General features: G+C 44.7%; 25 protein-coding genes. All 25 read right to left on the reverse strand.

Going from position 1 to position 25732, the window contains the following annotated elements; genetic code table 11:
• Positions 1-26: 26 nt before the first annotated feature.
• Positions 27-959 carry an ABC transporter substrate-binding protein gene (locus tag QQK89_RS06205; protein ID WP_284237625.1) on the reverse strand — a complete coding sequence of 311 codons (933 nt, stop codon included), beginning with the start codon at positions 957-959 and terminating at the stop codon, positions 27-29.
• A gap of 23 nt (positions 960-982) precedes the next feature.
• Positions 983-1993, reverse strand: coding sequence for a FecCD family ABC transporter permease (locus QQK89_RS06210; protein ID WP_284237885.1), 1011 nt, complete (start codon positions 1991-1993; stop codon positions 983-985).
• 25 nt (positions 1994-2018) lie between these two features.
• Positions 2019-3026 (reverse strand): FecCD family ABC transporter permease, encoded by a 1008-nt coding sequence (locus QQK89_RS06215; RefSeq protein ID WP_434481631.1) that lies wholly within the window; start codon positions 3024-3026, stop codon positions 2019-2021.
• A 123-nt stretch (positions 3027-3149) separates the two neighbouring features.
• Positions 3150-4787, reverse strand: a complete 1638-nt coding sequence (locus tag QQK89_RS06220) for an AraC family transcriptional regulator (protein WP_284237627.1) — start codon at positions 4785-4787, stop codon at positions 3150-3152.
• 127 nt (positions 4788-4914) lie between these two features.
• Positions 4915-5748 carry an ABC transporter ATP-binding protein gene (locus QQK89_RS06225; RefSeq protein ID WP_434481629.1) on the reverse strand — a complete coding sequence of 278 codons (834 nt, stop codon included), beginning with the start codon at positions 5746-5748 and terminating at the stop codon, positions 4915-4917.
• A 78-nt stretch (positions 5749-5826) separates the two neighbouring features.
• A complete protein-coding gene (locus tag QQK89_RS06230; protein WP_284237628.1) occupies positions 5827-6873 on the reverse strand; it encodes a FecCD family ABC transporter permease in 1047 nt (348 codons plus the stop codon).
• A gap of 44 nt (positions 6874-6917) precedes the next feature.
• Positions 6918-7967, reverse strand: a complete 1050-nt coding sequence (locus tag QQK89_RS06235; protein ID WP_284237631.1) for a FecCD family ABC transporter permease — start codon at positions 7965-7967, stop codon at positions 6918-6920.
• 5 nt (positions 7968-7972) lie between these two features.
• Positions 7973-9010, reverse strand: a complete 1038-nt coding sequence (locus QQK89_RS06240; RefSeq protein ID WP_284237632.1) for an iron-siderophore ABC transporter substrate-binding protein — start codon at positions 9008-9010, stop codon at positions 7973-7975.
• A gap of 241 nt (positions 9011-9251) precedes the next feature.
• On the reverse strand, positions 9252-10154 hold the full coding sequence (locus tag QQK89_RS06245; protein ID WP_284237633.1) for a hypothetical protein: 903 nt from the start codon (positions 10152-10154) through the stop codon (positions 9252-9254).
• 46 nt (positions 10155-10200) lie between these two features.
• Entirely contained in the window at positions 10201-11538 is a 1338-nt protein-coding gene (locus QQK89_RS06250) for a sensor histidine kinase (protein ID WP_284237634.1), read from the reverse strand.
• On the reverse strand, positions 11531-12220 hold the full coding sequence (locus QQK89_RS06255; protein WP_284237635.1) for a response regulator transcription factor: 690 nt from the start codon (positions 12218-12220) through the stop codon (positions 11531-11533). Before QQK89_RS06255 ends, QQK89_RS06250 begins: the two co-directional genes overlap by 8 nt.
• Positions 12221-12304: 84 nt before the next feature.
• A complete protein-coding gene (locus QQK89_RS06260; RefSeq protein WP_284237636.1) occupies positions 12305-13096 on the reverse strand; it encodes a COG4705 family protein in 792 nt (263 codons plus the stop codon).
• An 11-nt stretch (positions 13097-13107) separates the two neighbouring features.
• Positions 13108-13620 (reverse strand): hypothetical protein, encoded by a 513-nt coding sequence (locus tag QQK89_RS06265; RefSeq protein ID WP_284237637.1) that lies wholly within the window; start codon positions 13618-13620, stop codon positions 13108-13110.
• Entirely contained in the window at positions 13620-14231 is a 612-nt protein-coding gene (locus QQK89_RS06270) for a DedA family protein (RefSeq protein ID WP_284237638.1), read from the reverse strand. The genes QQK89_RS06265 and QQK89_RS06270 overlap by 1 nt, the downstream gene beginning before the upstream one ends.
• Positions 14232-14268: 37 nt before the next feature.
• A complete protein-coding gene (locus tag QQK89_RS06275; protein ID WP_284237889.1) occupies positions 14269-15111 on the reverse strand; it encodes an undecaprenyl-diphosphate phosphatase in 843 nt (280 codons plus the stop codon).
• A 159-nt stretch (positions 15112-15270) separates the two neighbouring features.
• Entirely contained in the window at positions 15271-15957 is a 687-nt protein-coding gene (locus QQK89_RS06280; RefSeq protein WP_284237639.1) for a response regulator transcription factor, read from the reverse strand.
• A gap of 9 nt (positions 15958-15966) precedes the next feature.
• On the reverse strand, positions 15967-17424 hold the full coding sequence (locus QQK89_RS06285) for a sensor histidine kinase (RefSeq protein WP_284237640.1): 1458 nt from the start codon (positions 17422-17424) through the stop codon (positions 15967-15969).
• A 15-nt stretch (positions 17425-17439) separates the two neighbouring features.
• Positions 17440-18759, reverse strand: coding sequence for a sensor histidine kinase (locus QQK89_RS06290; protein WP_284237641.1), 1320 nt, complete (start codon positions 18757-18759; stop codon positions 17440-17442).
• Positions 18756-19427, reverse strand: a complete 672-nt coding sequence (locus QQK89_RS06295) for a response regulator transcription factor (RefSeq protein ID WP_434481630.1) — start codon at positions 19425-19427, stop codon at positions 18756-18758. The genes QQK89_RS06290 and QQK89_RS06295 overlap by 4 nt, the downstream gene beginning before the upstream one ends.
• Positions 19405-20145 carry an ABC transporter ATP-binding protein gene (locus QQK89_RS06300; protein ID WP_284237642.1) on the reverse strand — a complete coding sequence of 247 codons (741 nt, stop codon included), beginning with the start codon at positions 20143-20145 and terminating at the stop codon, positions 19405-19407. Before QQK89_RS06300 ends, QQK89_RS06295 begins: the two co-directional genes overlap by 23 nt.
• Positions 20126-21331: a staphylopine family metallophore export MFS transporter CntE gene (cntE, locus tag QQK89_RS06305; protein WP_284237643.1), complete on the reverse strand. Its 1206-nt coding sequence runs from the start codon at positions 21329-21331 to the stop codon at positions 20126-20128. Before cntE ends, QQK89_RS06300 begins: the two co-directional genes overlap by 20 nt.
• Positions 21328-22152 (reverse strand): ABC transporter ATP-binding protein, encoded by an 825-nt coding sequence (locus QQK89_RS06310; protein WP_284237644.1) that lies wholly within the window; start codon positions 22150-22152, stop codon positions 21328-21330. The genes cntE and QQK89_RS06310 overlap by 4 nt, the downstream gene beginning before the upstream one ends.
• A gap of 12 nt (positions 22153-22164) precedes the next feature.
• Positions 22165-23007, reverse strand: a complete 843-nt coding sequence (locus QQK89_RS06315) for an ABC transporter permease (RefSeq protein ID WP_349816716.1) — start codon at positions 23005-23007, stop codon at positions 22165-22167.
• A complete protein-coding gene (gene nikB, locus QQK89_RS06320; RefSeq protein ID WP_284237645.1) occupies positions 23004-23960 on the reverse strand; it encodes a nickel ABC transporter permease in 957 nt (318 codons plus the stop codon). The genes QQK89_RS06315 and nikB overlap by 4 nt, the downstream gene beginning before the upstream one ends.
• 16 nt (positions 23961-23976) lie before the next feature.
• Complete coding sequence (nikA, locus tag QQK89_RS06325; RefSeq protein WP_434481632.1) at positions 23977-25668, reverse strand: nickel ABC transporter substrate-binding protein; 1692 nt, start codon at positions 25666-25668, stop codon at positions 23977-23979.
• Between the last annotated feature and the right edge of the window lie 64 nt (positions 25669-25732).

A 25732-nucleotide genomic window follows, 5' to 3' on the forward strand; every position in this document is an offset into this window, starting at 1 on the left:
AATGGATAGGTAACGCTTATTAAAAATTATTGTTTTGCAAGCAATTGTTCCATATCGTCCATAGCCATGCTTTGTCCAAGCGAAGAATAGTCTAGCCATTTTTGCCCATCGAGGGTATAGACATGATTGTTCTTAACTGCTTTGAGATTCTCCCATAGCGGGTTCTTCTCGAGTTCGTTATAAGCCTTTTTAGCATTATCGTCATCATTCACAATCAAGAAGATCGCATCGGCATCAAAGTCGGGCAACACTTCTTTGGAAATAACCTCATACGGTTCATCTTCAGCAATTTTGTCTACACCGATTGCCGGGGTTAACTGTAAATCTTCAAACATAATAGGCCCTACTGGTCGACTTGTACTCATAACCCGAAGCTCTTTTGCGGATACGCGAATAGCCATTACCTTGGCATTGCTTCCCAGTTCATCCGAAATTAATTTGCGTACACGCGTTGTTTTCTCGTCATATGCCTTCACAAATTCATCGGCTACTTTGCTCTTTCCGACTACCGCAGCAACTTGCTTTAATTGGTCTCTCCAAGTTCCTTGATCCAAATCCATACTCACGACTGGAGCGATCTTCTCAAGTTTGGCGCGGTCCTGCCCACCAAATTGCTCCTCAATAAAGATATAGTCCGGTTTAAGCGCAAGAACGGCTTCCATATCTGGTTCCGTCACTACGCCAAGCTTAACGGTTCCTTGAAGCATATCTTTCACATGGGGCAGAAAATCTCCAACACCGCCGCCTATCGCTGATCCAGCCGGTTTGATTCCCAACGCCAGCAGATTGTTCGTCATATGGATCGACATAGAAGCGATTTTGGAATTCGGATCCACTTGCTGTACATCGCCGGCAGATGCTCCTTCCGAGGTTGAATTAGATTTTGCTTGTCCGCCACAAGCAGAAAGAATAGTTATTATTAATGCTAATACCCCAATCAAACTTAGTTTGCTTTTCATCGATTTTAAACCTCCGTGTATGATCAAAGTGATGTTTTTTTCTTAATAAATAATAAATACAGAAAGTAGGGACCGCCAATTGCCGCAACAACAACACCAGCCGGAATTGCATTCGGTTGAAAGAAAGAACGCCCGATTGTATCTGCGGTAACCAAAATAACAAGACCAACCATAGCGCATATGGGCAATAGATACCTATGCTGTGCTCCCACGAGCTTTCTCGCAATATGAGGGGCAGCTAGTCCGATAAACCCTATTCCGCCTACCATCGCCACGCTCGCGCAAGATAAAGCGATAGCAAACATAAGCAGCACGAATCGATTTCTATTTACCGCGCTTCCCAGCCCCGCTGCCATTTCGTCACCAAGAGTAAACAGATCTAATAGGCGCGAGCGATAAAAAATTAGCGGAACGAATAGGCAAATCCAAGGAAGCAGGGTCCACACATGGATCCAGTCTCTACCCCATACATTACCTGCCAACCATCTTGCGGCAAATGCATAAGTGTTCTCATCCAAACGCAAAGACAATAGAAGAGTTATTGAGCTAAACCCCGCTTCTATAGCTATACCTACCAATAGGAGCCGAATGGGCATCAACCCCCGATAGCGGTCGTAGGCTAGCAAAAAAATAACAATTGCGATGCCTGTGCCCCCAAGAAGAGTAAACAGCGGAATCATCAAAGTTGCAGGTCCTTCCAGCGTACGGAAAAAGGAAACATATATCATTAATCCAAAAGCCGCTCCGGCATGGATCCCCAAAATACCCGGGTCTGCAAGAGAATTCCTTGAGATCCCTTGAAACACTGCTCCGGCTACTCCAAGGCCAACACCAGCAAGTAAGGTAACGATTATTCTAGGCATGCGATATTCATACAAAATCATGGTTTCCTCAGGTGAACCGTAACCAAATAGAGCTTTCATGACGCTTGAAGGGGACAGCCGGATTGAACCGGTGTTCAGACTGAACAGAACAACTCCCGCTCCCAGTAAACCAAGCGCAACTGCAATTACAATCGCCCGTTTCCTTCTCATCTCCGATTGTTCTTTTACATTCAATTTATAACGATCTCCTTTCTTTACGGGCTAAATAAAGAAAGAAAGGGACTCCTACCAGAGACACCATGGCCCCTAATGCAAACTCTCTAGGCGGATTAACCATTCGGGCCGCAAAATCAGCCCAGATGAGCAAAATAGCCCCTAAAATCGCGGAGAGAGGAATAATTTTACGATAATCCACTCCTATTAATTTGCGGGCTATATGCGGAACAATGAGACCTACAAAACCAACAGCTCCTGCTACTGACACGGAAGCGCCAGCTAACAAAACAACAATCGTTAGCCCCATAATTCGGACATACTGGACACGAAGTCCAAGATTCATTGCCGTCTCTTCCCCCAAGGATAAAAAGCTGATGGAACGCCCCATTGAAACCGCCCACACGATTGCGAGAATTATGATTGGCGCAAGTACTCTCAAATGCTCCCAAGTAACCCCTGCGACCCCTCCGGCATACCAAAAGGCTAAATCTTGGCTTAAAGCAAAATAGATCGCAATCCCTGTACTAAAAGAATGCAAAATGGCTGCAACCACAGCTCCCGCAATCGTTAAATGCAATGCATTTAGTCTACCGGGTGATAATGATCCAAGCGCAAGTATCATAACCGTCGTTAAAGCAGCTCCTAAAAAAGAAAAAACAATAAGGACCGAGTAGGACAAGTTCGGCAAAAAGGCAAAGCATAGAACGACAACAAACGTTGAACCTGCATTAACGCCTAATATACCAGTGTCAGCCATCGGATTTCTCGTAACCCCTTGCATAATCGCGCCAGCCACAGCAAATGCCATGCCTACTAGAGCTGCTCCCAATATACGCGGCAATCTTATATCATGAACAATTTGATGCGAGGTTATATCCGGGTTGTAATGGAATACGCCAGACCACACGGTAGACAGTGTCAAATCCTTAGCCCCATAAGAAATGGAAACAAACAAACTTACTGCTAAACCCGCTGTCGCGGCCAGCAAATATAAAACAAATGCAAAGTTACCCTCCATCTTTCTCATTCCGTCTTTATATTGATCCTCCCTGTTCCAAATGATAAGAATTATCATTTTCATTATAAGGTATTCATTTTTTCCGTACATGAACATTTTTAAGATATAGGCTCGAATAAATTTAGATCGGCATTATTTATGTCCAAGGAGTAAATAACCGGCTTCATCCAGCTGATAAGAAAGGCCAGAAGGTGAATACATGATCCATTTCTCCCGATCTATAAATACCAACCGATTAGAAAGAACCGCTGGATGGCTTGCCCAAAACCTATTTGTATGTATCCAATGCATAACTTTTTGTTTATCGCGATCTTTATCAACGGCCACAAACAAAAAATCAGCTTCATAATCTTTTATGTCATCTGGAGAAATGGCGGTCCAGGTAAAGCCCGTTCCTGCTGGAAATGGATTCATTTGCTTTGAAATTTTGTCCGGTGCCGATAAATTTAGAGATCTGTAAAATACATGTCCAATGTTTCTAGCGCCGTACATACGCAGTTCACGGTCACGGCATACGCACACAGCAACGGTTGCGCCTCCGATTTTACTCTTAATTTTTCTGCGCCAAATCTCTGCCCGCTTCTCATAGTTGTTCAACCAATTACTCGCCATTTGTTGGCAATTTACTAATTCGGAGATCATATTCATATGCTGATAAACATCACTGCTAGCCCATGGAATCGAAACGATTGGAGCAATATCATTAATGTGCTCTTTGGCCTTGCCGAGTACATTGTCTTTGCATAAGATTAAGTCTGGTTTTGCCTTCATGAATACTTCCCTGTTCGCATTCCAGGGGTCGGCTCCGTGTTCCGGAAGCAACAATTCTTGTGTTTCTATGGGGAGAGTACGGTAGATTTGGGCAGCTTGAGGAATATGGCCTAACGTATAGAGCTGATCGGTATAGGGGGAAGAAAGCGATATCGTCTTGACTTCTCTCTTATGAATAAACACACTTGGTGAGTGTCCATACTTTTCTTTAAACCGCCGGCTGAAATAAAAGGCATCGTTATACCCAACACTTGTTGCAATATCTGAAATAGGATTATTTGTCGTCAACAGTAACTCCTTCGCCTTGTTCATCCTCAAGTCCGTTAAGAAAGCCATGGGGGTCTTCCCCATCATTTGTTTAAATATTTGCGAGAAGTAGGATGGATGAAACTGTCCTATACCGGCAATTTCGCTCATTTGAACATTGTCCTGATAATGGTGCAGCATGTACCCGATCGTTGCTTGTAATCTCCTTCTGGACTCGCTATCGTCTTTGAATGCCGAATCTTCCAGTATGTCATGAAGCAGGTCAAATAACAGCTGTTGACCGTATAAACTTCTACGCCCTCCCGTCTCAATCTCTGCATTTGACATAAGCAGCCCCATAATACGCATCGCATTACTGCCGGCCATTCGCAATTTCCCTTGCGCCGGGAAAGAATCATCGAGATGAAACTCCAACTTTTCTTTCGTTTTGTGTGATAATGCGTATCGGTCGAAATGAATCCAGAACAATAATAGTGGCTTATTATCATTCACATTCATCCTTACGGTCGTACCAGGTAGAAATAAAAAAAGAGCATCTTTTTCAATTTGCTCCGTGTGCTCGCTGAAATATAGTTCGCCTTCACCTTTTACCACAAACATAATCGTTTGATGGTTTAAGGAATTTATATGATTTGCCCAATCCGGCACGGTTTGAGATTTGGTTGCTTCAATAATCTCAATCTTAGAATGCAGCAACTTCTTTTGAATTTCCTTTATTGCGTTCAATTTCAAATCTGCTCCTTCCTTCCAATCTCACTGATAATCATTATCAATTATAGTTTGCCATTCATTTTATTGTCAATGGAATGAACTTCTAGTTATACCTCATGAGAACAAAAAAAGCCGCATATCATGCGACTTAACGAACTTTTCCTAAAGGAACAACGAGAGGGGTATGTGATACGGGATCGTCTATTACTTTGCACTTCAAACCAAATACTTCTTCCACGATTTGTTCTGTAACGATTTCGCGAGGATCTCCTTGCGCAATCATCTGGCCATTCTTCATGGCAATAATGTGATTGGCATATCTCGCCGCATGATTTAAATCATGCAATACGGCAATAATCGTTCGGCCTTGTAGATTAAGATCTTTAAACAGCTCCAGAAGTTCAATCTGGTGGGCAATGTCCAAATAAGTTGTAGGTTCATCCAACAGCAGAATCGGCGTCTGCTGCGCTAACACCATGGCAACCCAAACTCGTTGTCTCTGGCCCCCTGACAACTCGTCGACGTAACGATGCGAAATCTCGAGCGTATCAGTCAATTCCATGGCAGACTGTACTGCCGCTTCATCCTCATCAGACCACTGCTTGATGAAGCTCTGATAAGGGTACCGCCCATGCGCGACCAGATTCGCCACGGTAATTCCATCCGGAGCCGTTGAAGATTGTGGGAGCAAACCAAGAATACGGGCTACTTCTTTGGATTTATACGTGGTGATGCCTTTGCCATCCAATACGACTTGCCCTGCTGAAGGCTTAAGTAATTTGGACAGTGTCCGAAGAAGAGTAGATTTGCCGCAAGCATTGGGTCCAACAATCACGGTAAACGAGCCATCAGGTATCTTAACGCTTAGATTACTAGATATAACCCGCTCGTCGTATTTAATAGTAACGTTTTCCGCCGAAAGTCGAGACTCCGCTTGCAACGTCTTTTTCCGTTCAATATTTGCGGTTATCGTATTCATCATTCATTCATCTACTTTCCATCAGCATTTCGTAATGCATAAAGTGTCAGTCCACCCTATAGCCGACTTACATTCCAGCTGCTACATTGCTGAGCGTGCCTGCCGAAACAATACCCATACAAGATAACATCCTCCAAGTGACAATGTGACTACGCCAACAGGTAGAATGGTTCCTGAAATGATTCTCTGTGCCACAATATCCGCGCCTAACAATAATAAGGCTCCCATAGCCGCGGCTGGCGCAAAACTTTGAGCGGATTTGGTTAAGCGGAATACGATTTGAGGCGCGGCCAGAGCCACGAAGCTAACGGGCCCCATTACTGCCGTCGGTGCTGCTGTCAGAACCACCGCAATAAGAATTAATACAAGCTGCGTTGGCTCGATCCGAATGCCGTGCGACTTAGCCGCATCCCCGCCTAGCTCCATCTCTCTTAACGGCCTGTTCATCACTGCAGCAAAGATAAGCAATACAACGACAATTAACATGGCGGGCGTAGCCTGATCCCAGCTAATTCCGTTAAGCGAACCCACTCCCCATGCCGCTGCAGTTAATGCAACTTCGGCTTTGCTTCTTAGCAGAAGCATGGAGTTCAGACTGCTTAAAATGGTGGATACCGCTATGCCAACGATAATGAGACGAAAACCTTGCGTGCCTTTACGAAATGCAAGCAAATAAATAAGGATTGCGGTTGTGAATCCTCCAATTAGAGCACCAGCCGCAATTCCTAGGAACGAAGCAGACTTGGAAATAAGAATAACTATAAGGGCACCCGTGTAAGAGCCTGATGTGAAGCCTACAATATCGGGAGAGCCTAACGGGTTGCGGGTTAAGGATTGAAATACAGCGCCGCTTACAGCTAGTCCCGCACCAAATACAACCGCCGCAATAATTCTTGGCAACCGCCAATTAATGACGATTGTGCTTGTCATTTTTGCCGCTTCACCACTAAACACCTGCCATAAATCCTTAAGGCTAAGTTGCATAGTCCCCGCCATTAATCCATAAAGAGCGAGTACTAAGATCGCTCCGGCCAATATAGCCGTAACCGTAAGATTTTTTACATCAATCCGCATCTGAATCGGCCATTTTAGCCGTATGTAACGCCTGCCAAATTGTATACGCGGCACACGAGTCACTCCTTCTTGCTGACAAGCTCGAATTGTTCCATTCTTCATAACCTACTCGCTGAACGTCTTCGAACAAGTATAAGCAGAATAGGTGCGCCAACAAACCCCATAATAATTCCAACCGGAACTTCCGAAGGAGAAATAACGACCCTTCCGATTATATCCGCAAGCAGCAGGACGATAGGTGCTGTAACCAGAGAATACAGGAAGATCCATGGCTGACTTGGCCCAACAAACCAGCGCACGCAATGGGGAATCATAAGTCCAATAAATCCGATTGGTCCAGCAATTGCTGTTGCGCCGCCTGCTAGCAATGTAATTGCAATCAATCCAACGCTACGGACTAGCAACACGTTTACCCCTAATGATGAGGCACGGTCCTCACCAAAGGCAATGGCATTCAGAGCGGGAGAAATAACCAGAGCCAATATGACGCCAATGACAAGCAGCGGAACAACAATCCAAAGATCATTTAGCTCTTTTCTTGCTAGCGAACCTACCGTCCAGTTCAACATTCGCGAGAAAGCAGCGCTATTCATCAGGGTTAATGCCGTCGTTATGCCACTTAAGGCTGCTCCTAGAGCAACCCCAGCGAGTGTAATTTGGATGGGCGTAGGCGCTTTTCGGCCAGCACCGCCACTAATGACATAGACAATTAAAGTCGCTAGCAATGCACCGGCCAGAGCGAACCAGGTATAACCCGACATGGTGCTTACCGAGAAAACGCCAACCCCCAAAGCAACAGCAAAGGCTGCTCCAGCACTCACACCTAGAATGCCTGGATCAGCCAATGGATTTCGTGTTAAAGCTTGAATTAATGCACCCGAAAGTCCGAATGCCGGAGCTACAGCAAGAGCAATCAGAGTTCGGGGCAACCGCGACTCAAGAACAATTGTACTGTCGTAACTATCGGAGTTCGAGAACAGCGCATCCCACACGACTCCGAAGGATAGCGCTTTGGATCCGATCATTAGGCTTAAGAACACTGCTGCCAACAAAATCAAGATGGCAACCATTAAGCCCGAAAGCAGCCTTGGAGTTGTAACCTGTACTTTTTGTGCTGCTTCATCCTTTGGCTGCTTTGCCGGTATCACTACGCTCACTCTCCAGCTGTTACGATTTTTTTAATTTGAGGGGTCAAGTTCTCGATTGTCCAGAGCAAAGAAGGCACCGTTCCTGTCGAGAAAGCATTAGCCGTATCCGCATCCAGGATAATCGATCTACCATCAACAACGGACGGGATTTTTTGGAACAACTTATTATTAGTAATTTCTGTAGGATCTACCCAAATTGGCATAACAACCGTTACATCGGAATCCAGAAGCTGAAGTTGCTCGTCCGACACTGGAATGTAGAAATTGCCGCTAGCTTGTTTTTCAACTTCTTCTTTTGTCTTAAAGCCAAGTCGAGTCATGAAATCGATACGAGCATCGCCTTTTACATAGGCACCAAACCCATCAGAAGAATAAGCTGCTACTACCGCTTCTTTATCCTTGAATTCTGGGTTGTCACTTGCTGCTTTCGTGAACGCTTCATCTACTTTTTTCAGCAGGGCTTCACCTTCTTCTTCCTTACCAAGCGCCTTAGCGATGATGTGGACTTGATCCTCTGTAGAAGTCAAATAGTTATCTCCGTTGACAGGAACATCAACTGTCGTAGCGATTTCAGAAAGACGTTTATAACGAGTCTCGTCACCGGATGACTTCACGTCCAGGATCAGGTCCGGTTTAAGTGCTGCAATCTGCTCATAATCAAGCTCTGTTGTTCCCAAGATCGTTGGAGGAGTCGTATATGCACCTTTAAGCCATGGGCCAACGCCTTCTCCGCCAAACGCAAGCCAGTCGCTTGCGCCTACAGGTTGTACGCCAAGGCTAAGAGCAGTCTCAGCATCGCCCCACCCAAGAGCGACAATTCGTTTAGGCTCTTCCGTAATATTAATTTGTCCAAACTTTGTATCAATTGTTGCATTAAATGCCGCAGTAGATGCGTTAGCAGGAGCTTCCGATGCTGCCGAGCTATTTCCCGCATTCGCATTCGTATTTGTATTTGTATTATTCGAGTTTGAAGAACAACCCATCAATCCAATCGCTATTGTTGTAACGATCGCTACGCTACCAAATAATTTCGGTGTTCTCATGATAATATTAATCCCCTTTTTCTCCGTTGTGAATGATAATCATAATCAATAATATAATGGAGAAAACGGACAAGTGTCAAGCACAATAACCTGTATATTTAACTATATTAAACACATTAATTAAGACTTTCTAAATAGGGCCCCAAATATAACCTATAGACATCCATTTCATCCACTTTCTTGTAAAGTCTAAACAAAATGAGGGAACTAAAAAGACTGCCAGTGGCAGCCTTCATTAAGCTTATTTCTCTTCTTTTACGACAAACATCGTCTGTGTATGATCAACAAAATCCTCAATGTCTTTCAGCACGGCTTGCTTCTTCTGATTGGCTTGATCTTGCGTAATATCGCCTGTTGCTTGTATAGAAGCGATTTTGGCAGTAAAGTCGGACATTAAGGCATCAATGAGCTTCTGACGGGATACACCGTGATCCTTAGCAATATCAACAAATGATTTGCCTGCTTGAATTTGTTCGGCGAAGGTCGCTTTATCAATGCCTAACAACTCAAAAGCCGCTTGCATATTATATTCGCCAATCCCCTGATCTTTCACTTCTTGCTCCTTGTTTAGAGGAGTCTTGAATACCCTATCAGCTTCCATTGCTGCTTTCTTGCGAACGTTCGCTTTCTCTTCATCCGAAAGGCTCTTCGTACTCTTCGACTGAATCTCGTCACTGATTTCCTTTGTTAATTCATCAATCAGCGGTTGAACCTCTTTCCCTTGCCCTTCCGCGATATCAGCCAGTGACTTCCCAGCCTCAAGCGCCTTTTGGAAAGCTTCCTTATCTAAGCCAAGCTTTGTAGCAGCGATCTGTTGAAAATCTATTCTAATTCCTTCCTCGCGGATCTGCTTATCCTCTTTCCCCTGTGCAGCTGCGGAGCTCTCCTTCTTAGCAACAACCAGATTCCAGTCATTCCCTTCTTGCTTAACATTTTTGACTGTTTCTCCTGGCTTACCAGCTGGCTTTGTTGTTTGACCATCCGCAAAACTTGCTTTCTTCTCATCTTGCGATTGGCTGTTCAGATTATTGTCTGCCGCATAAGCAGACACCGGCACTGCAATGGCAACCAATAGCGCTGCGCCTGCGAGCTTCCAATTTCTCTTCATGGAATTATCCCTACCTTTATTATATTTGCCTTCCATATTCCGAAGGCTACGTTATATAAGATAAGGAAACATTCTGAAACAATTATGAAATGCTAGGTAGGGTGACACGGAATGTTGTTCCTGCCCGTGGCTCGGTCCACACTTCTATCTTCGCCTGATGAGCATCCACGATTTGTTTAGCAATCGCAAGTCCAAGACCCGTTCCTTCGGAACGACGCGTGCGGGCTTTATCGATACGGTAAAACCGTTCGAAAATATGCGGTAAATCTGCATGCTCAATCCCGATCCCCGTATCCATTACACTGAAGGACATTGTCTGCAAGCTCACATCCAGTGCAACAGTTACCCTGCCGCCTTCACGATTGTACTGTATCGCATTTTCAACCAAGATGAGAATAAGCTGCCTTATTCGGACTTCATCTGCTTGTATCATGGAATCTTTCTGTCGATTCCCCTCTTGGTTAACCTCCCATTCCAGAGATACATCCTTTGAGGCCGCAATCGGCTGGAGCTGCTCAATGACTTGGTTAATGGTGTACCACAAAGAGAAGCGCGAGACAGCAAGCTCAATTCGTCCGTTGTCGCTCCGTGCTAGGGTAAGCAGATTTTCAACAAGCCGGCTCATATGATGAATTTCACGTCCCGACTTCTTAAGCACATTCCGGTGAAACTCCGGAAGCCTATCGCTTTGCTCATCCAGTACTTCATAGGCGGATTTCAATATGCTTAGCGGGGTTCGGAGTTCATGCGATGCATCGCTTGTGAATTGTTCCTGCCTTTGAAAGGCATTCGCGATCGGTTTCATTGCCCTCCCTGCAAGCAAATAGCCTGCAACTCCGCCAGCTGCGAGTAAAACAAGAGCAAGCCCCGCAAACGCCCATCTTAATTGCGCTAGCAGTGCAGCATCATTCGTTATTTCCTGTGCGACAATAACCCTATACTCATTGAGCTCCCCGCTTGTTATAACCAACCCTCCAATTCGGAAAGTCCGTCCATTCGCTCGAATATTATGGTAGCCATGAGCCGGTCTTTCAAGAACACTTGGCAATAGCGCGCTCATTGGAAAAACCTCGTCTACGGCTTCATCATTCAAACCCAGTTTGTTTGCTGAGGGGGATTCGAAAATAATTTGCCCTTTCGGATCAACTAACCATGCCATTTGGTTCAATTGTAAGCCTGAAGGCACAAAGCCCTTTTGTGAATTCTCATAAGAATCAAACAAGACATCACCCTTTGGCGAGTCTAACAGCTTTTGCAATTCTGACTTGTACTGACCGCTTAACGTTGTAAGCTGATTATCCTCAGTCGTTGTTAGCAAATTTTGTACCATCCACAGCGCAAAAACCGCAGTTATCATCAAGATCATACCTACGGTTAGAGAAAATTCGCGTGTAAGCCGTGTTCTCGTTTGTTTAAACATTTGCGCACCCGTCCACTGTCAGCCGATAGCCAGCGCCATATACACTCTGAATGCTTTTAGACTCAAAGGGACCGTCTAATTTCTTCCGAAGCAACTTGATGGTGGCGTCTACGACGTTTAGGGTTACATCTGAGCCGATTCCCCATACATGATCAAGCAGCTGCTCGCGCGATAACACTTGTCCAGCATGACGCATCAAACAGACAAGCAATTGAAACTCGCGCCTCGTAAGCGCAATAGCCATACCTTCACGGTTTACTTCAAATCTGTTCAGATGTGCCGTTATATCCCCAAGGGAGATTATATCCGATTGATAACTGCGTTCCTGACGCCGGAATAAGGCAATAAGCCGCGCCTCCAGTTCCTCGAATGCAAAAGGCTTTATCATATAGTCATCCGCACCGGCATGCAGTCCTTCTACCCTGTCTTGCACGGCATCTCTTGCCGTCAGAAGCAGAATTGGAGTATGGTCATCTTTGCTTCGGATTTCCCTTACAAGCTGTATGCCGGTCATCTCCGGCAGCATCCAATCCAGCACATAGACATCATACAAGCCTTTTACTATGACTTCCTTCGCTTGTAAGCCATCCTTCACCCAATCTACGACATGATACCTTCGCTTCAGTTGATGTTCGGTTAACTCACCTAGCGTTTCATCGTCCTCCACAAGCAAGACGCGCATTTGATCTTACCTCCTGCAACTTCATAGAACTTAAATATACCAATAAACTATGAAATTAGCATGAAATGAGAAGCTGCCTTTCTGTTAAGGATTAACAACAGCATGATGTTTCTCCTCAATCTGAGCAGGGGCACCGCCGCGAAAAACAACGAGAAGCACGATAATGATCAAAAGCACCAGACTAACCAGACCTTTGCTGTAGCCTACTCCGCCATGAGCAGGTGCTGCAGACAGCCAATCCGCAAAAGATGCGCCTACGGGACGGGTCAAAACATAAGCTGTCCAGAAAGCCGTTATTTCTTGCAGATTAAACAGCTTATAACATAATGCAGGTATAAGTAGAAATACAAAGAACATGATTCCGGAAGCCAAATACCCCAAATGCATGCTGGAAGCTGTTAAGTCTCCGGCTGATGTGCCAAGAGCGAATGTGGTCAGAACTGTCAACCAATAAAACACTTCTCTTCGTCGTGTATTAATACTATGAATGGATAAGCTTTTCTCTTTTACGTACCAAGTTCTGAAAATGGCCGCAAGCGCAGCGATAAAGAATATAGTTGAAGCCGTATTCCCCAAACCTGCCCGGATAACATCCGCTGCCGTAGTACCAAATATGCTTACCATAATGACGACAAGCCAATACAGACTGGCAATATATTTTTTCGACTTGAACTGAAGAACCATTGCCGCAACAAAAATCGCTACACTTAAAGGCAACGAGATGAAAGGATTTAATTTCTCAAATAAATAATCCGAGGCGACTTCCCCAAGACCCGTAGTCAGGAGCTTGGTTATCCAGAAATACAAGGTGATTTCGGGTACTTTCGCCAACATCGTTGTAGCTCTAGGGTTTAACACTTCTTTATAAGCGTACATGTCTAACTCCTTTATTTCTTAGATTGGATTCGTCCTATTAAGAGCCTAGCCGCAATTGCTGCAATGAATATGGGAATGGCTAACCACTTAAGCTTCCTAAATTGACTAAATAGATTAGCCTTATGAGAACTAGAATCCGTCCCCCGTTGTACGATATCCGATTGGTTTATTGTAAAATCAATCCGGTCTTCCTTATCTTCGGTTAAATACTGAAAATGAATATCCGCTCTGTAATCACCCTTGCTTAATTCAGGGACATTGTTAAATTCAAAATATTGTTCCGTTCCAGGTTCAACAATAAGATCATGCATGGCGATGGCATGTCCGACATGCTTGTAACCATATTCATCCTGACTGGTATTGTAGGCACGATCCAATTGGACAGTCAGATCGCCAACCAATGCCTTAGCACCCGTGTTCAGTACCGTAATATAAATAACCGGTTCTCCATCGGACGTATAAACATAATCATAATGCTCAATGATCAGATTGGAGGCTGAAGCATGTATGGAGGCTGTATCCATCAGACTCTTGCCCTTCTCTTAATTAGAAGCCAATAAGCAAGCAGGCCAACAACTAATAAGGCAACGGCATAGCTAACCGGATGCATATAACGCTCCAATAGATCCGCATTTGCTCCCCATTTATATCCGACATAGGCTAGCGCTATATTCCAGGGAATGCAACCTAATGCGGTAAATAACAGGAATGTGGGAAACCTCATCTTGGCTATTCCAGCCGGCAGCGAAATAAAGGTTCGGATAAAAGGCAGGTTTCTTGTAAAAAACACGCTCCATGCCCCATAACGGGTAAACCATTGCTCGGCTTGAACAAGATGCGAGTGCCGGAAGAAGACATATTTCCCATACTTATTGAGCAGCCTTCTTCCGCCTAGCGCTCCGATATAATAAGCGATGACTGATCCGATTACATTGCCAAGTACTCCAGCAACAACAACCGCCTGCAACGAAATGGTGCCGCTCGCTGCTGCGAGTCCCCCGCTTAATAGAATGACTTCACTTGGGATCGGGATACAAGCGCTCTCCAGTACCATGCCAATAAATATGCCATAGACACCAATGGCATCTATTAATTGGACAGCCGTATTCGAAATCCAATCGATAATACTTTGCATTTCCGCAGTACTCCTTTCCAAACCATGAATGAAACGATTAGTTGCCTGTAGCCACTAGATATACAAGAAAGACAGCTGCGAGAACAAAGCGGTAATAAGCAAACGGAGCCAGCTTGAACCGTTCAAGAAGCTTTAAGAAGGTGATTACCGCAAATAGAGCAACGACAAAAGCAACTAGAAATCCGGTTATAAAAAACACGGCATCCGAAGACGTTAATGTTTGATAACTCTTTAATAATTCATACCCGCTTGCCGCCACCATCATGGGGATAGCAATCAGGAACGAGAAGTTTGTTGCGGCTCTATAGCTAACTCCAGACAACAATCCGCCAGCAATCGTTGCTCCTGAACGGGAGAATCCAGGCCAGAGCGCCAAGCATTGAAATAGCCCGATGTAAATAGCCTGTCTATAAGTAAGTTGGTCAATCCCATCCGTTAGAACAGGTTTTTGGCTTCGCTCGCCTATAAGCATAAACACGCCTCCGAGAACAAGTCCTACGAGGACCGTATAAGCAGAGAACAAATATGAAGTAATAAAGGAGTGTAAGACTAACCCAAGCACCATCGCAGGTAAACACGCAAGTATCACATGAAGAAGATTTAATCTTCCCGGCGCTTGATTTGGTATCTCTCTTTCTTGAGCCATTGACCCTGTAGTCCCTGTATTCACTCCAAGGAGACTTAATATTCTGCGCCAATAAATAACCGCAACTGCTAGAATTGCGCCAAGCTGTATGATGATCTCGAAAGTATCTGCTTTGTCACCGGTAAAGTTCAATAACTCTCCCGTCAAAATTAAATGCCCCGTTGAAGACACCGGAAGAAATTCAGTTAATCCTTCAATGATTCCTTGGACTACTGCCGTTAGTATATTTTGCATAATGCTGTACAACTTCTCCTCTCGCAAACACGATTTTCTCTATGTGGAACTCCTCTACTTTAAAATTCAATTCTCAACGAGCTGTGAATACCTTATTAAATTTTCATTAACAATTATGAACAAAAATAAAAAGCCTGATCGCTTGATCAGACTTTCCATTCATCCTCTGCAGCGGTATCCCGCTCCCCATAACGTTTCAATGTAATCGGGGCTTGCAGAGTCTTTTTCGATTTTTTCGCGAATTTTACGAATATGTACGGTTACGGTCTGAATATCGCCGAGGGCATCAACTCCCCAAATTCGTTCAAACAGATGCTCCTTGCTAAAAACCTTATTCGGGTGGCTGGCCAGGAAATACAGCAAATCAAATTCTTTTGTCGTTAGTACGGTTTCCTCGTTATTAACGAATACCTTCCGAGTATCCGCATCAATGGTTAAATCTCTAATCTGAATGACATTCTTAGTATCCTTCCGACCAACTAACCGCTCATATCTCGCCAGATGGGCCTTAACTCTCGCGACTAATTCAGCCGGCTTGAACGGTTTCGTAATATAATCATCAGCGCCAAGTCCAAGTCCCCTAATCACATCAATATCTTCATGACGAGAAGTTACGATTAGAATAGGGATATCTTGTTTCTCTCTAATTTTCTTGCACACCTCGAATCCGCTTAACTTTGGAAGCATCAAATCGAGGATGACCAAGTCGTAAATACCGGAGAGGCACATGGCTAGCCCAGCCTCGCCGTCAGCTGCAACCTGCACTTCGAATCCGTTAATCTCCAAATAATCCCGTTGCAGCTCCGAGATGGTGGAATCGTCCTCAATAACAAGAATGCTCTTCATCCTTAATCCTCATTCCCTTGAGTGGTTAGGCAAATATAAGGTAATCGTGGTTCCAACTTTAAATTGACTATTCGCCATTATTTTACCGTTATGGCCCTCCATGATTTGCTTCGCAATGGCAAGACCTAAACCGCTTCCGCCTGTACTGCGCGACTCATCGGCGCGATAGAAGCGATCGAAAATATGTTCAAGATTGTCTGGCTCCATCCCAATGCCATTATCCGATATTTCCATCACCGCGTTGTCCGCTCTAAGGAACGCCTTGAGCGATATTTGAGGCAAAGGTTTATTCATGTACCTTATGCTATTTGAAATAATGTTATTAAGCACTCGTTGAAACTGATCTCTGTCCATGAGCACAAATATCCCTGCAGCCACTTGAATATCAAATGCAAAAGAGATCGATTTTTTCTCCAGCTCGAATTGAAGTTCTTCCGTTAAATCCATTACAAAAGGAAGAAATTCTACGGTCTCGAACTGGAATTGCTGCCTGTTCAAATCCAACTTGGAGTAAAGAAACAGCTCATTAATCAGATGATCCAGCTCGTTAGCTTTGGCATCGATCGTTTTCATGTATTTATAGTTTTTCTCGGGCGTGTCGGCTACGCCTTCCAATATCCCGTCAATATAACCTCTAATCGCCGTAAGCGGCGTTCTCAAATCATGCGAGATACTTGCAATTAATTCTTTGCGGTTCTCTTCGTATTGATGCTGGATCCGGATTGACTCCTGCATGCGAGTACGCATATCTTCAAATGCCACTCCTAATTGCCCAATCTCGTCTTTCCCCCAAATATTCAGCTTGAAATCCATATTTCCGTTCTTCATCTCTCGAGCCGCTCTCCGTAGAGAATCCAAGCGCCGTATTATATTTTTGGACATATAGGTCGTAAGAAGAACATGCGTGATAATCAGAGTTAGGACCAAGCAAATTAATAAGGTAGGAAAATACTTTCGTATAAAATAAGTGAGCGGATCCTCTTTGGATATAATAAACAAACTAACCTGTTCTTCTTTGATCTTACTGTCGAACTGGAGATAGACATAATTCGTATTTCCTTCTTTTTTCTCCATATAGCTATTCGTGAATTTCTCCCCATCATACTGAGGCAAATCTACGGCAAGTTGCGGGCTTTGTTCCATGTTAACCGAGCGATAATAGATGGAGTCCCCTTTTCTCAAGATGATCCCGGAATCGCTGCTTTCCAGCTCCTGCGACAAATCTTCAAGATAGGTGAAGTCTAACAGCAGATCAGGATGCCTTGGAGCGGAACGTTTGATCTCTTTAACCGCATGCTCAACGGCTTCATGTCCAAATCTGTTCTCTGTAGTCTCGTATACGCTTTTTAAATTTTTCACGTCGCCTTGGTAAAAGATAACGAGCAGCAAACAAATAGTCAGAATGGAGACGAGCGGTACAATAAGCATAGCCGCATAAGAGAGAAGCAATTTTAATCGTATAGACATACCCGTTAAATCTCCTTAGGAGCTTTTAGGAAAGCTGATTCTAAAACAAACATAGCCATTATCATTTTGGACATTTATTGTTCCTCTATAATGGTCTACAATTTTTTTGGTTATACTTAAGCCTAACCCGAAATTCCCTTTCGTTCCTTTATAGAACGATTGGAACAAATGCTTCAGCTCCTCTTCCGTCAGGAGCGGACCGTCGTTACGGATCTCGATCAACCAATAGAGGCCATCTTCGATTAGCGTAATGGAGATGCTATGACGGGCAAATCTAAGCTGGTTCTCCAAAACATTCTCGATGGCCACTCGAATGCGATCGGGGTTTGCCAACATAACCGCTTCCCGGTTCGCGCCCGATAATTCCCAAGTCAATTCCGAATCAATGGTTTTAAAATTTCGAACGAGATAGCTCAGGATCTTATCTAAATAAACTTCTTCCGAATTCTTATCGTTATCCAAAACGTAATCAAGCGTATTTAAATACAGAATTAGTTGGATCTTTCTTTCGAGACGAAGCGCCTCTGCCTTAATAATGGCGGAAGGCTCCTGCGCAGAATGCTCGTACATGCCATCCATAATCGCTTGGGCATGGCTTGCAATTATCATTACCGGTGTTTTCAAATCGTGAGAAATGCTCTGCAGAAATTTCCTTTCCTCTTCATCCGCAATCTTTAAAGCTTCCTTCATTTCTTTCATGGAGCTTGCTAATCTGCCAATCTCGTCTTCCCGTTTGATCTCCAATTGACTGTCCCATTCTTTATTGGCAATTTGTCTCGTGTATCCTTCCAGCTTCCTCAGCGGCCGTCCGATGTTATTGGCAATCAACTTTGAAATAGGCAAACTGATCAATATAATTAGGATTCCCGCCATAATAATTTGATACATATCCTCATCGCAATCCAGTGCCTTATAGGAAATTAGATAAGTTTGCCCCTTTATTTCGCTAATTTGCGCGAGATAAAATTTGTTATTCACTTTGCTCGTGAACACATGGCTTTGATGATCGTCGATTAAGGCAAGTCCTCTGTCCAAGAGCAACTCGTCTATACCGCTGCTCACGCCGATAACGGGTTTGATTTGTCCAACCGCTTGATCATACACAAAATGATTAATCCGTTGGCTTTCAAAAGATTGCTTCGTATTCTCGTCTAGATCGTTAGGCGCAATAGCGTCCAGCATGATCGCGTGAGTGAATTCAAACGCATGACGGGCACTTTCCTCATCATTATCCTTCATGATAAACGCAAATAATACCAAGATAACGATAACGATCGAGCATATAAAAATAGAAATGGTCATCCAGATTCGCAGCGTCAAGGATTTAATTCTCATTGGGGCACCTCTAATTTATAGCCAAAGCCATAAAGCGTCTCAATTTGAATTCTAACCAGCTTTTTCCTTAATCTCCGAATCGTATCGTCAACTACCCGGTCGGATCCGAAATAGTTATCTCCCCATACCTTTTCTAGAATTTGCTCCCGGGTGACTACCGTATTTTTGTTCTCCGTGAAATAAAGCAGCAGAGCGAATTCCTTGTTTGTTAATATAATTTTTTGATTCCCGTCAAACACCGTCCGTTGCTTAAGGTCCACTATATAATCTTCTACTTGGGCAATAGCCGGAAACTCTTCTTTATTTCCATACAAACGTTGCATGATTTTATTGGTTCGGATCACGAGCTCCCTTGGCAGAAAAGGCTTTGACAAATAATCATCGCTGCCTAATTCCAATCCAATAACCCGATCCAATTCCTGATTTCTAGCGGACATAAAAATGACCGGCGTGAAATGGTTATGCTCCTTAATTGCTTTAATCAGCTGATAGCCGTCAATATCGGGGAGCATGATGTCCAGTATCCAAAGATCGGGCGAATGAGCCATCCTCTGCATAGCCGATTCCCCGTCATAAAAGGATACGACTTCATAGCCTTCCTTCTCCAAATAAACTTTAAGCAAATGATTTAAATGTTCCTCGTCTTCAACCAAGTAAATCGTGTGCATGATAACTACCCCCGGCTAATTGTACAAATTCGCCATTCTTCATAAAGGCGATTTGATCAGCCAAATAATGAACCGCCATTGAATCGTGCGAAATAAATAAATAGGAAATACCGCTTTGTTCCTTCAATTGTTTGAGATGGATCAGAATTTGCTTCTGAATAACCATATCCAGGCTGCTTACTGGCTCGTCCAATACGATTAATTTGGGCTTTAATGCGATTGCGCGAGCTATATTCACCCGTTGGAGCTGCCCTCCGCTCATCTGTTTCGGGCGTTTGGTCATTTCTTGCGGGGACAAGCCCATCGTTTCCAGCAGTTCGGCCACTTTCTTTTGTTCCTCCAGTGCCGATAACCTCTCATAGTTCCGTAAGGGCTCCGCAATAATATCGCGAATGCTCATCCGGGGGTTCATCGCCGAGTAGCTGTCCTGAAACACAACTTGAATGTCTCTTCTCCATTGCTTCCGCGCCTTGCGGTCCGATTGGTATAAATCGATTCCGTTAAACGTAATGTTACCACTGTCAGGCGGCAATAGACCAAGCACGATTTTTCCCAGGGTACTTTTCCCGGCTCCGCTCTCGCCAAGAATTCCTAGACAAGCCCCCTGCTCGAGCACAAAAGAAAGGTCCTTTACGCCTTTGCCTGCCGGAGAATGCTTTCGAAACCATCCGCTGTTGTTGTAGGTTTTAGTCAGGCTATTAGCTATTAGCAGAGACATAACGCCCCCTCCCTTTTCTCTTAAACGCCGCGGTAAACAGCAGTGCCGCGCCCCCAATACAAGCCGCTGTTGCCAGCATCGCTTTATAGGAATACTCGTCTGCCAACCATCCCATCAGATAAGCACCGCAAGAAGTTCCTAGATCTGCGGCCGCTATAAACCAACCGATGGAATACCCGCGCGATTGTTCAGGTACAACAAACGTTATGTAAGTCATTAGGGTGGGATATAGCAACGACAAGGCTATGCCATTGCATAACGCGGATACAAGCAATACGGGAGTTGAAAGCGATACGAATAATAACATAGGCGCAAGCATGAAACAAGCTATTAAGGGAATGATCAGCCAAGTCGGCAACACGGAAGAGTTAGGAATATACTTTCGTCCATAGAAACGGATGAGAATAAGAACAGCCGTCTCCGTTAGGAAGTATAGCGGTGCCGTATGAAGCCCTATGCTCTCCAGATATAAAGGCAAGAAAGTAGGCGCGACGCAAAAAACGACAGAAGCAAGCAGCATAATAACGGCCGGGAAAATAATAGCGCGATTTGCTGTGCGAATGGATGTCGCTTCGCTTGGTTTAATGTTCGTTACAACTTGCCGTTTAGCATCGTAACGAAGGGAACGAAACAACCCTGTGCCAAACAAAATGTTACATGCACCGATAGCAGTGAATAGGAGCAATACCTGCGTCATCGAAATATGATCCTTCATATAAAGCACTAGTGCCGGCACAAACGTATACGGGAGCATCGACGCTAAGGAGAGCATAGAAATGCCCTGTCCCCTTGCTTTATCCGACACCAAATCAATAATAAGCAGGTGTATCGTCATGGAGAAGAAAGCAAGTATAGCTCCCTGCAATGCCCTCATAACCGCAAAGGCCCATAGTGTCTCGATTGAATACAAAGCTAATACAATAGCATTTAGAACAAGCGTAATCATAAATAGGTTGCGTGAACCTAGTTTGTCTACAATAGCACCCGCGACAGGCCGCAAGAACATGGAAACAAACATGTATGCGCCCATAATCATTCCAATATCCGATTGGCTGGCACCCAGCTGCTCAGAGAAGAATGGCAAGGCGATAATGAGCATATGATTTGTAGCGTAAAATAATAGCGCAACAAGGTAGAGCCACGAGGCTTTCTTGTTAAACGGATGATCAAGGCTGGACAACTTCAAAGCGCTCTAGGCTCCTCTTTTGTATGATGGTTAAGAAAACGGGATTCACATAAGAGTTTGGTATATTCATTTCTCGGGTTGCGAATAACGTCACTTGTCTTACCGGACTCAACTATTTTTCCTTTATTCATCACAATCACATTATCCGCTACTGCTTCAATGACGTTCATATCGTGAGACACAAGCAAGATCGCGGTTTCCCCTGCTGATTTAATCCTGCGGATAGCGTTAAGCACATGCTCCCGGTTTACGCTGTCTAAAGCGGTTGTTGGTTCATCGGCAATGAACAAAGAGGGTTGGTTCGCGATGGCAAGTCCAATCATAACGCGCTGCAGCATCCCGCCGCTCAGCTCGAACGGATATTGCCTCAGCAACCGATCCGGTTCCGCCAGATTCATTTCCTTCAGACAATAAACGGCATGCTCCGCAGCTTGCTTCCGCGTGTAATTCCCCTGCAACCTTAACGTCTCTATGAATTGGCTCCCAATTGTTTTTAACGGATTGAAAGCGATCATTGGATTTTGTAGCACCAAGGAAAGCAACCGGCGGCGCACTTGGATTAGCTCTTTCTCTGAACTGTCCAGCAAATTACTGCCCTTAAGCAAAATTTTTCCTTGCGTTACGCGAGCTGTATCAGGGAGCAACCCTAGAATGGACATGCATGTCAGCGACTTCCCGCATCCGCTCTCCCCCACGATTCCAAGCACTTGCCCTTTATCAATCCGGAAGGAAACATCTTGAACAACCCTCATTGTTTCTTGTTGCATGAACGTTTCAATATTCAAACATTGAACATCAAGAACGGTTTCGTCATGATCCACTAGAATCTCCTCCTAATGTTCTGTTACCCGAGGTTTAAGCTTCCTGCGTAACGGACTCCCAAATCCCTTGCTCTCGCTGAAAGAGTCGCTTATCAGGTTCAAGAGCGCCACCATAATAAAGATTAGAACTCCCGGAGCAATCATCAGACGCGGATGGCTGCGGATAAAGGACTTCCCGTCATTGATCATCGCTCCCCACTCGGCGGTTGGTGCCTGAACGCCAAGGCCAACAAAAGATAAAGCGGATATGTCCATAATGACCCACCCAACCTCCAAGGTGACGACCACAAGCAGAGGAGGAACAATGTTTGGGATAATATGCCGTACCATCATTCGGTAAGGACTTGTCCCGCTTACCTTGGCCGCCAGGATATAGGTCTCTGTCTTTATGCTATGTACAAGGCCTCTGACAAACCGAACGTAATAAACCGCCAGAATGATGACCAAAGCAATGGCCATCTGTTTCCAGCCGGCACCCCATACCGCAATAAGAGCAATCGCTAGAATTAAAGAAGGGAATGCAAGAACAGCGTCACTTGCGCGCATGAACAGATGATCTACCCAACCGCCGGCATAACCCGATAGGCAGCCAATGACAAGACCAACTCCCAAACTGGCAAGCACAATAACCATAGCTAAGCTTAAGGAAACTCGCGTCCCGTATAATATTCTGGAAAACAAACATCGGCCTAACTGATCCGTACCTAACGGATAAGAGAAGGAAGGGCTTTGGAGCTTATGGGACAAATCAACTAAATTAGGGTCATGCGGAGCTAGCCAAGGAGCAAGAAGCCCGGACACAACAATAAGCATTACTAGCGTTAGCGATACGATCAGCTTAGGCTGCAACTTCAACGTCCTCTCACCTTCCCTTGCTCTAAGGCAGAACGCGGATCCAACATCGTTTGGATTACATCCGCTATAAAGTTACCGAATACAAATATAAACGCCATAATCAGGATATAGCCTTGAATGACCGGATAATCGCGCCGGAACACCGATTCCAGAAAAAAACCGCCCATGCCCTGCATGCCAAATATTTGCTCCACAATGACGCTTCCGGCAAACAATTTACCTAAATTCATGCCTGCTGCGGTTATGACGGGGCGAATGGCATGCCGGAGAACATGCCGGGTTAATATTGCAAATGTCCTCATCCCTCTAGCTTTTGCATACAAAACAAAAGGCTCATTAAGACCCTTAAGCAGTCCAGCTCTTAACAAACGGGAATAGGTCGCTATCAATGAGAAGGATAGCGTTATAGCTGGAAGCACATAATTCCTCCACGAATCTGCCCCTTGCAGCGGGAACATATCCCACTTCACCGACAAGAAGTATATAAGCAAATAAGCCACCCCAAATTGGGGGGCTGAAGAACCAAGGAAAGCTAATACTCTGCATACATGGTCAATAAACCTGTCTTTCTGTAGAGCCGAGGCCAATCCGAGCGGAATACTTACGGCAACCGCCAGTATTAAGCTCGATATAGCTAACGCAGCTGTAATCGGCAGCCGGTTGTATAGCTCTTCCGTTACGGGGAGCTTACTATAAAAGGAAGTTCCAAAATTGAAATGCAGGAGATCCCCTAGCCATGTGGCAAACTGAGAGAAGAACGGCCGATCCAATCCTAATTGGGAGCGTATCGCACTCACAGCCTCATCCGTCGGCCTTACGTTCGAGACCGTTAAGTATGCTTTCGCCGGATCGATTGGGGTTAGCCGCAAAAGCGAAAAAGAAACGAAGGAGGCCCCCAATAATACGGGGACCGTCATCCAAATTCGTTTCCAAATGAAATTCGAAATTTTCATTAGAATTACACCTGACTTATTTTTGAATGTCGAGCGTGTCAAACGGTGTCTCATCGCGATGTGCCGGGAACTTCAAGCCAGTCACATATTTCGGATAAACGGCAATGCTAGTCAAATACGAGATTGGCAAGTATACGGCTTGGTCATGCAGAGTTGTGAAGATGGAAGTGTACAACTCTTGACGTTTCGCCTCGTCCGTAGTCAGCAGAACATCCTTCATCTGTTGGTGAAGCTCATTCGCCATAGGCAATCCTTGTTGAGCTTCAAAAATACCGTAGCCTGGTTCATAGTTCGTGGATACGAAATTATGCGGATCATATGGAGCTCCATAGGTGCTCCAGAACAGAAGATCAGAATCTGCCGCTTCCATGCGTTTATTGCGAAGCTGTCGTTCAAGACCAGTCAACTTAACATTAATTCCGATCTGCTTCAAATCGGATTGAATCGCCGTAGCCATTGGTTTCTCTACCTCGTCATCACCCATGTATACCAATTCGATCTCAAGGGGCTGACCGTTCTTCTCTCTAATCGATTTACCTTCGGGAAGCTTCCAGCCCGCTTGATCAAGTAAGGATTTGGCTGTTTCCAAGTTATAATCATATGGCTTCAAGCCAACATTCGCATACGGGAAGTTGGGAGCAATAATGGTATCTGCGGCCTTCTCTACGCCGTTCGTAACCCCGTCTACCAGCGCTTGTTTATTTACGGCGTGCTGCAGAGCTAGACGGACATTGAGATCGGCAAAAGGTCCCTTTGTCGTATTCACAATAATCGCGCGGCTTGCAAGCGGATCAGATACGGCCGTCTCGAATTTACCGGAATCTCTCAGGTTGACGAAAGCATCCAGGCTGATCACGCCTTCACCGTAGATGAGGTCGATATCTCCTTTTTCCAAGGCAAGAACACGAGCTTCCGGATCCGGAATTACCTTCACAATAAGCTTATCTATGTTTGGTTTAGTTCCCCAGTAATTGTCATTACGGGTGAATACAGCTTCTTCGTCCTTCTTATATTCACTAAGAACCCATGGTCCAGTCGTAATCGGACTCTTAATTCCATTAGCTGTATTACCGTCATCCGGGAAGCCGGCAGCTCCCAAGAAACGGAGAGGACGAACGACTGCAAACTCCTGCAACGCCGGGTAATATTGGCTTTTTAGCGTAATTTTGAAGGTATTGGCATCCACGACTTCCGTATTTTCAATTTGACTAATAACGCCCAACCAAGAATGCATATCGCGGTTAGCCAAGATTGTGTCGAAGTTTTTCTTCACCACTTCAGCGGTAAAGTCTGAACCGTCAGTGAATTTCACGTTTTTACGAAGATGGAAAGTGTAGGTCTTGCCATCCTCCGAGACATCCCAGGACTCTGCAAGCTTCGGTACGAGTTTGCCGCCCTCGCCATAATCAATCAGCGGTTCATAATACATGCCTTGAGCAAAAAATTCGTTTGGCGCATATTGATGAGGATTTAATGGACCGATATCTTTCGGCCACGAAATTGTCAGTGTCTTTTCTTCTGCCGCTGTATTTGCCGGAGCAGCTGTATCAGAGGCATTTACTGAAGAAGCAGCATTAGATTCTTTGTTGCTGCTGTTGGAAGAACATCCAGCAAGAATAATGGTGAAAATGATAGAGAAGATAATGAACGTGCGCAACCCTTTGTGTAACACGAATACTTGACCTCCCAGTGTGATAATGATTCTCATAATCACTTTACTAGGGAATCTTCATGAAATTATCGTTTAATTATGTGAACATGATGTGATTATG

The organism is Paenibacillus glycanilyticus (assembly GCF_030161375.1).
In the GTDB taxonomy this organism is placed as follows: domain Bacteria; phylum Bacillota; class Bacilli; order Paenibacillales; family Paenibacillaceae; genus Pristimantibacillus; species Pristimantibacillus glycanilyticus_B.

Bases quoted from the DNA above. Each gene is read 5' to 3' on its own strand.
- QQK89_RS06240 (WP_284237632.1), bottom strand. From the start codon at position 9,010: ATGAGAACACCGAAATTATTTGGTAGCGTAGCGATCGTTACAACAATA.
- QQK89_RS06255 (WP_284237635.1), bottom strand. From the start codon at position 12,220: ATGCGCGTCTTGCTTGTGGAGGACGATGAAACGCTAGGTGAGTTAACC.
- QQK89_RS06290 (WP_284237641.1), bottom strand. From the start codon at position 18,759: ATGAGAATTAAATCCTTGACGCTGCGAATCTGGATGACCATTTCTATT.
- QQK89_RS06250 (WP_284237634.1), bottom strand. From the start codon at position 11,538: ATGTTTAAACAAACGAGAACACGGCTTACACGCGAATTTTCTCTAACC.
- QQK89_RS06260 (WP_284237636.1), bottom strand. From the start codon at position 13,096: ATGTACGCTTATAAAGAAGTGTTAAACCCTAGAGCTACAACGATGTTG.
- QQK89_RS06300 (WP_284237642.1), bottom strand. From the start codon at position 20,145: ATGTCTCTGCTAATAGCTAATAGCCTGACTAAAACCTACAACAACAGC.
- nikB (WP_284237645.1), bottom strand. From the start codon at position 23,960: ATGAAAATTTCGAATTTCATTTGGAAACGAATTTGGATGACGGTCCCC.
- QQK89_RS06295 (WP_434481630.1), bottom strand. From the start codon at position 19,427: ATGCACACGATTTACTTGGTTGAAGACGAGGAACATTTAAATCATTTG.
- nikA (WP_434481632.1), bottom strand. From the start codon at position 25,668: ATGAGAATCATTATCACACTGGGAGGTCAAGTATTCGTGTTACACAAA.
- QQK89_RS06285 (WP_284237640.1), bottom strand. From the start codon at position 17,424: ATGTCTATACGATTAAAATTGCTTCTCTCTTATGCGGCTATGCTTATT.
- QQK89_RS06280 (WP_284237639.1), bottom strand. From the start codon at position 15,957: ATGAAGAGCATTCTTGTTATTGAGGACGATTCCACCATCTCGGAGCTG.
- QQK89_RS06210 (WP_284237885.1), bottom strand. From the start codon at position 1,993: ATGAGAAGGAAACGGGCGATTGTAATTGCAGTTGCGCTTGGTTTACTG.
- QQK89_RS06205 (WP_284237625.1), bottom strand. From the start codon at position 959: ATGAAAAGCAAACTAAGTTTGATTGGGGTATTAGCATTAATAATAACT.
- QQK89_RS06225 (WP_434481629.1), bottom strand. From the start codon at position 5,748: ATGATGAATACGATAACCGCAAATATTGAACGGAAAAAGACGTTGCAA.
- QQK89_RS06215 (WP_434481631.1), bottom strand. From the start codon at position 3,026: ATGAGAAAGATGGAGGGTAACTTTGCATTTGTTTTATATTTGCTGGCC.
- QQK89_RS06265 (WP_284237637.1), bottom strand. From the start codon at position 13,620: ATGGATACAGCCTCCATACATGCTTCAGCCTCCAATCTGATCATTGAG.
- QQK89_RS06245 (WP_284237633.1), bottom strand. From the start codon at position 10,154: ATGGAAGGCAAATATAATAAAGGTAGGGATAATTCCATGAAGAGAAAT.
- QQK89_RS06275 (WP_284237889.1), bottom strand. From the start codon at position 15,111: ATGCAAAATATACTAACGGCAGTAGTCCAAGGAATCATTGAAGGATTA.
- QQK89_RS06270 (WP_284237638.1), bottom strand. From the start codon at position 14,231: ATGCAAAGTATTATCGATTGGATTTCGAATACGGCTGTCCAATTAATA.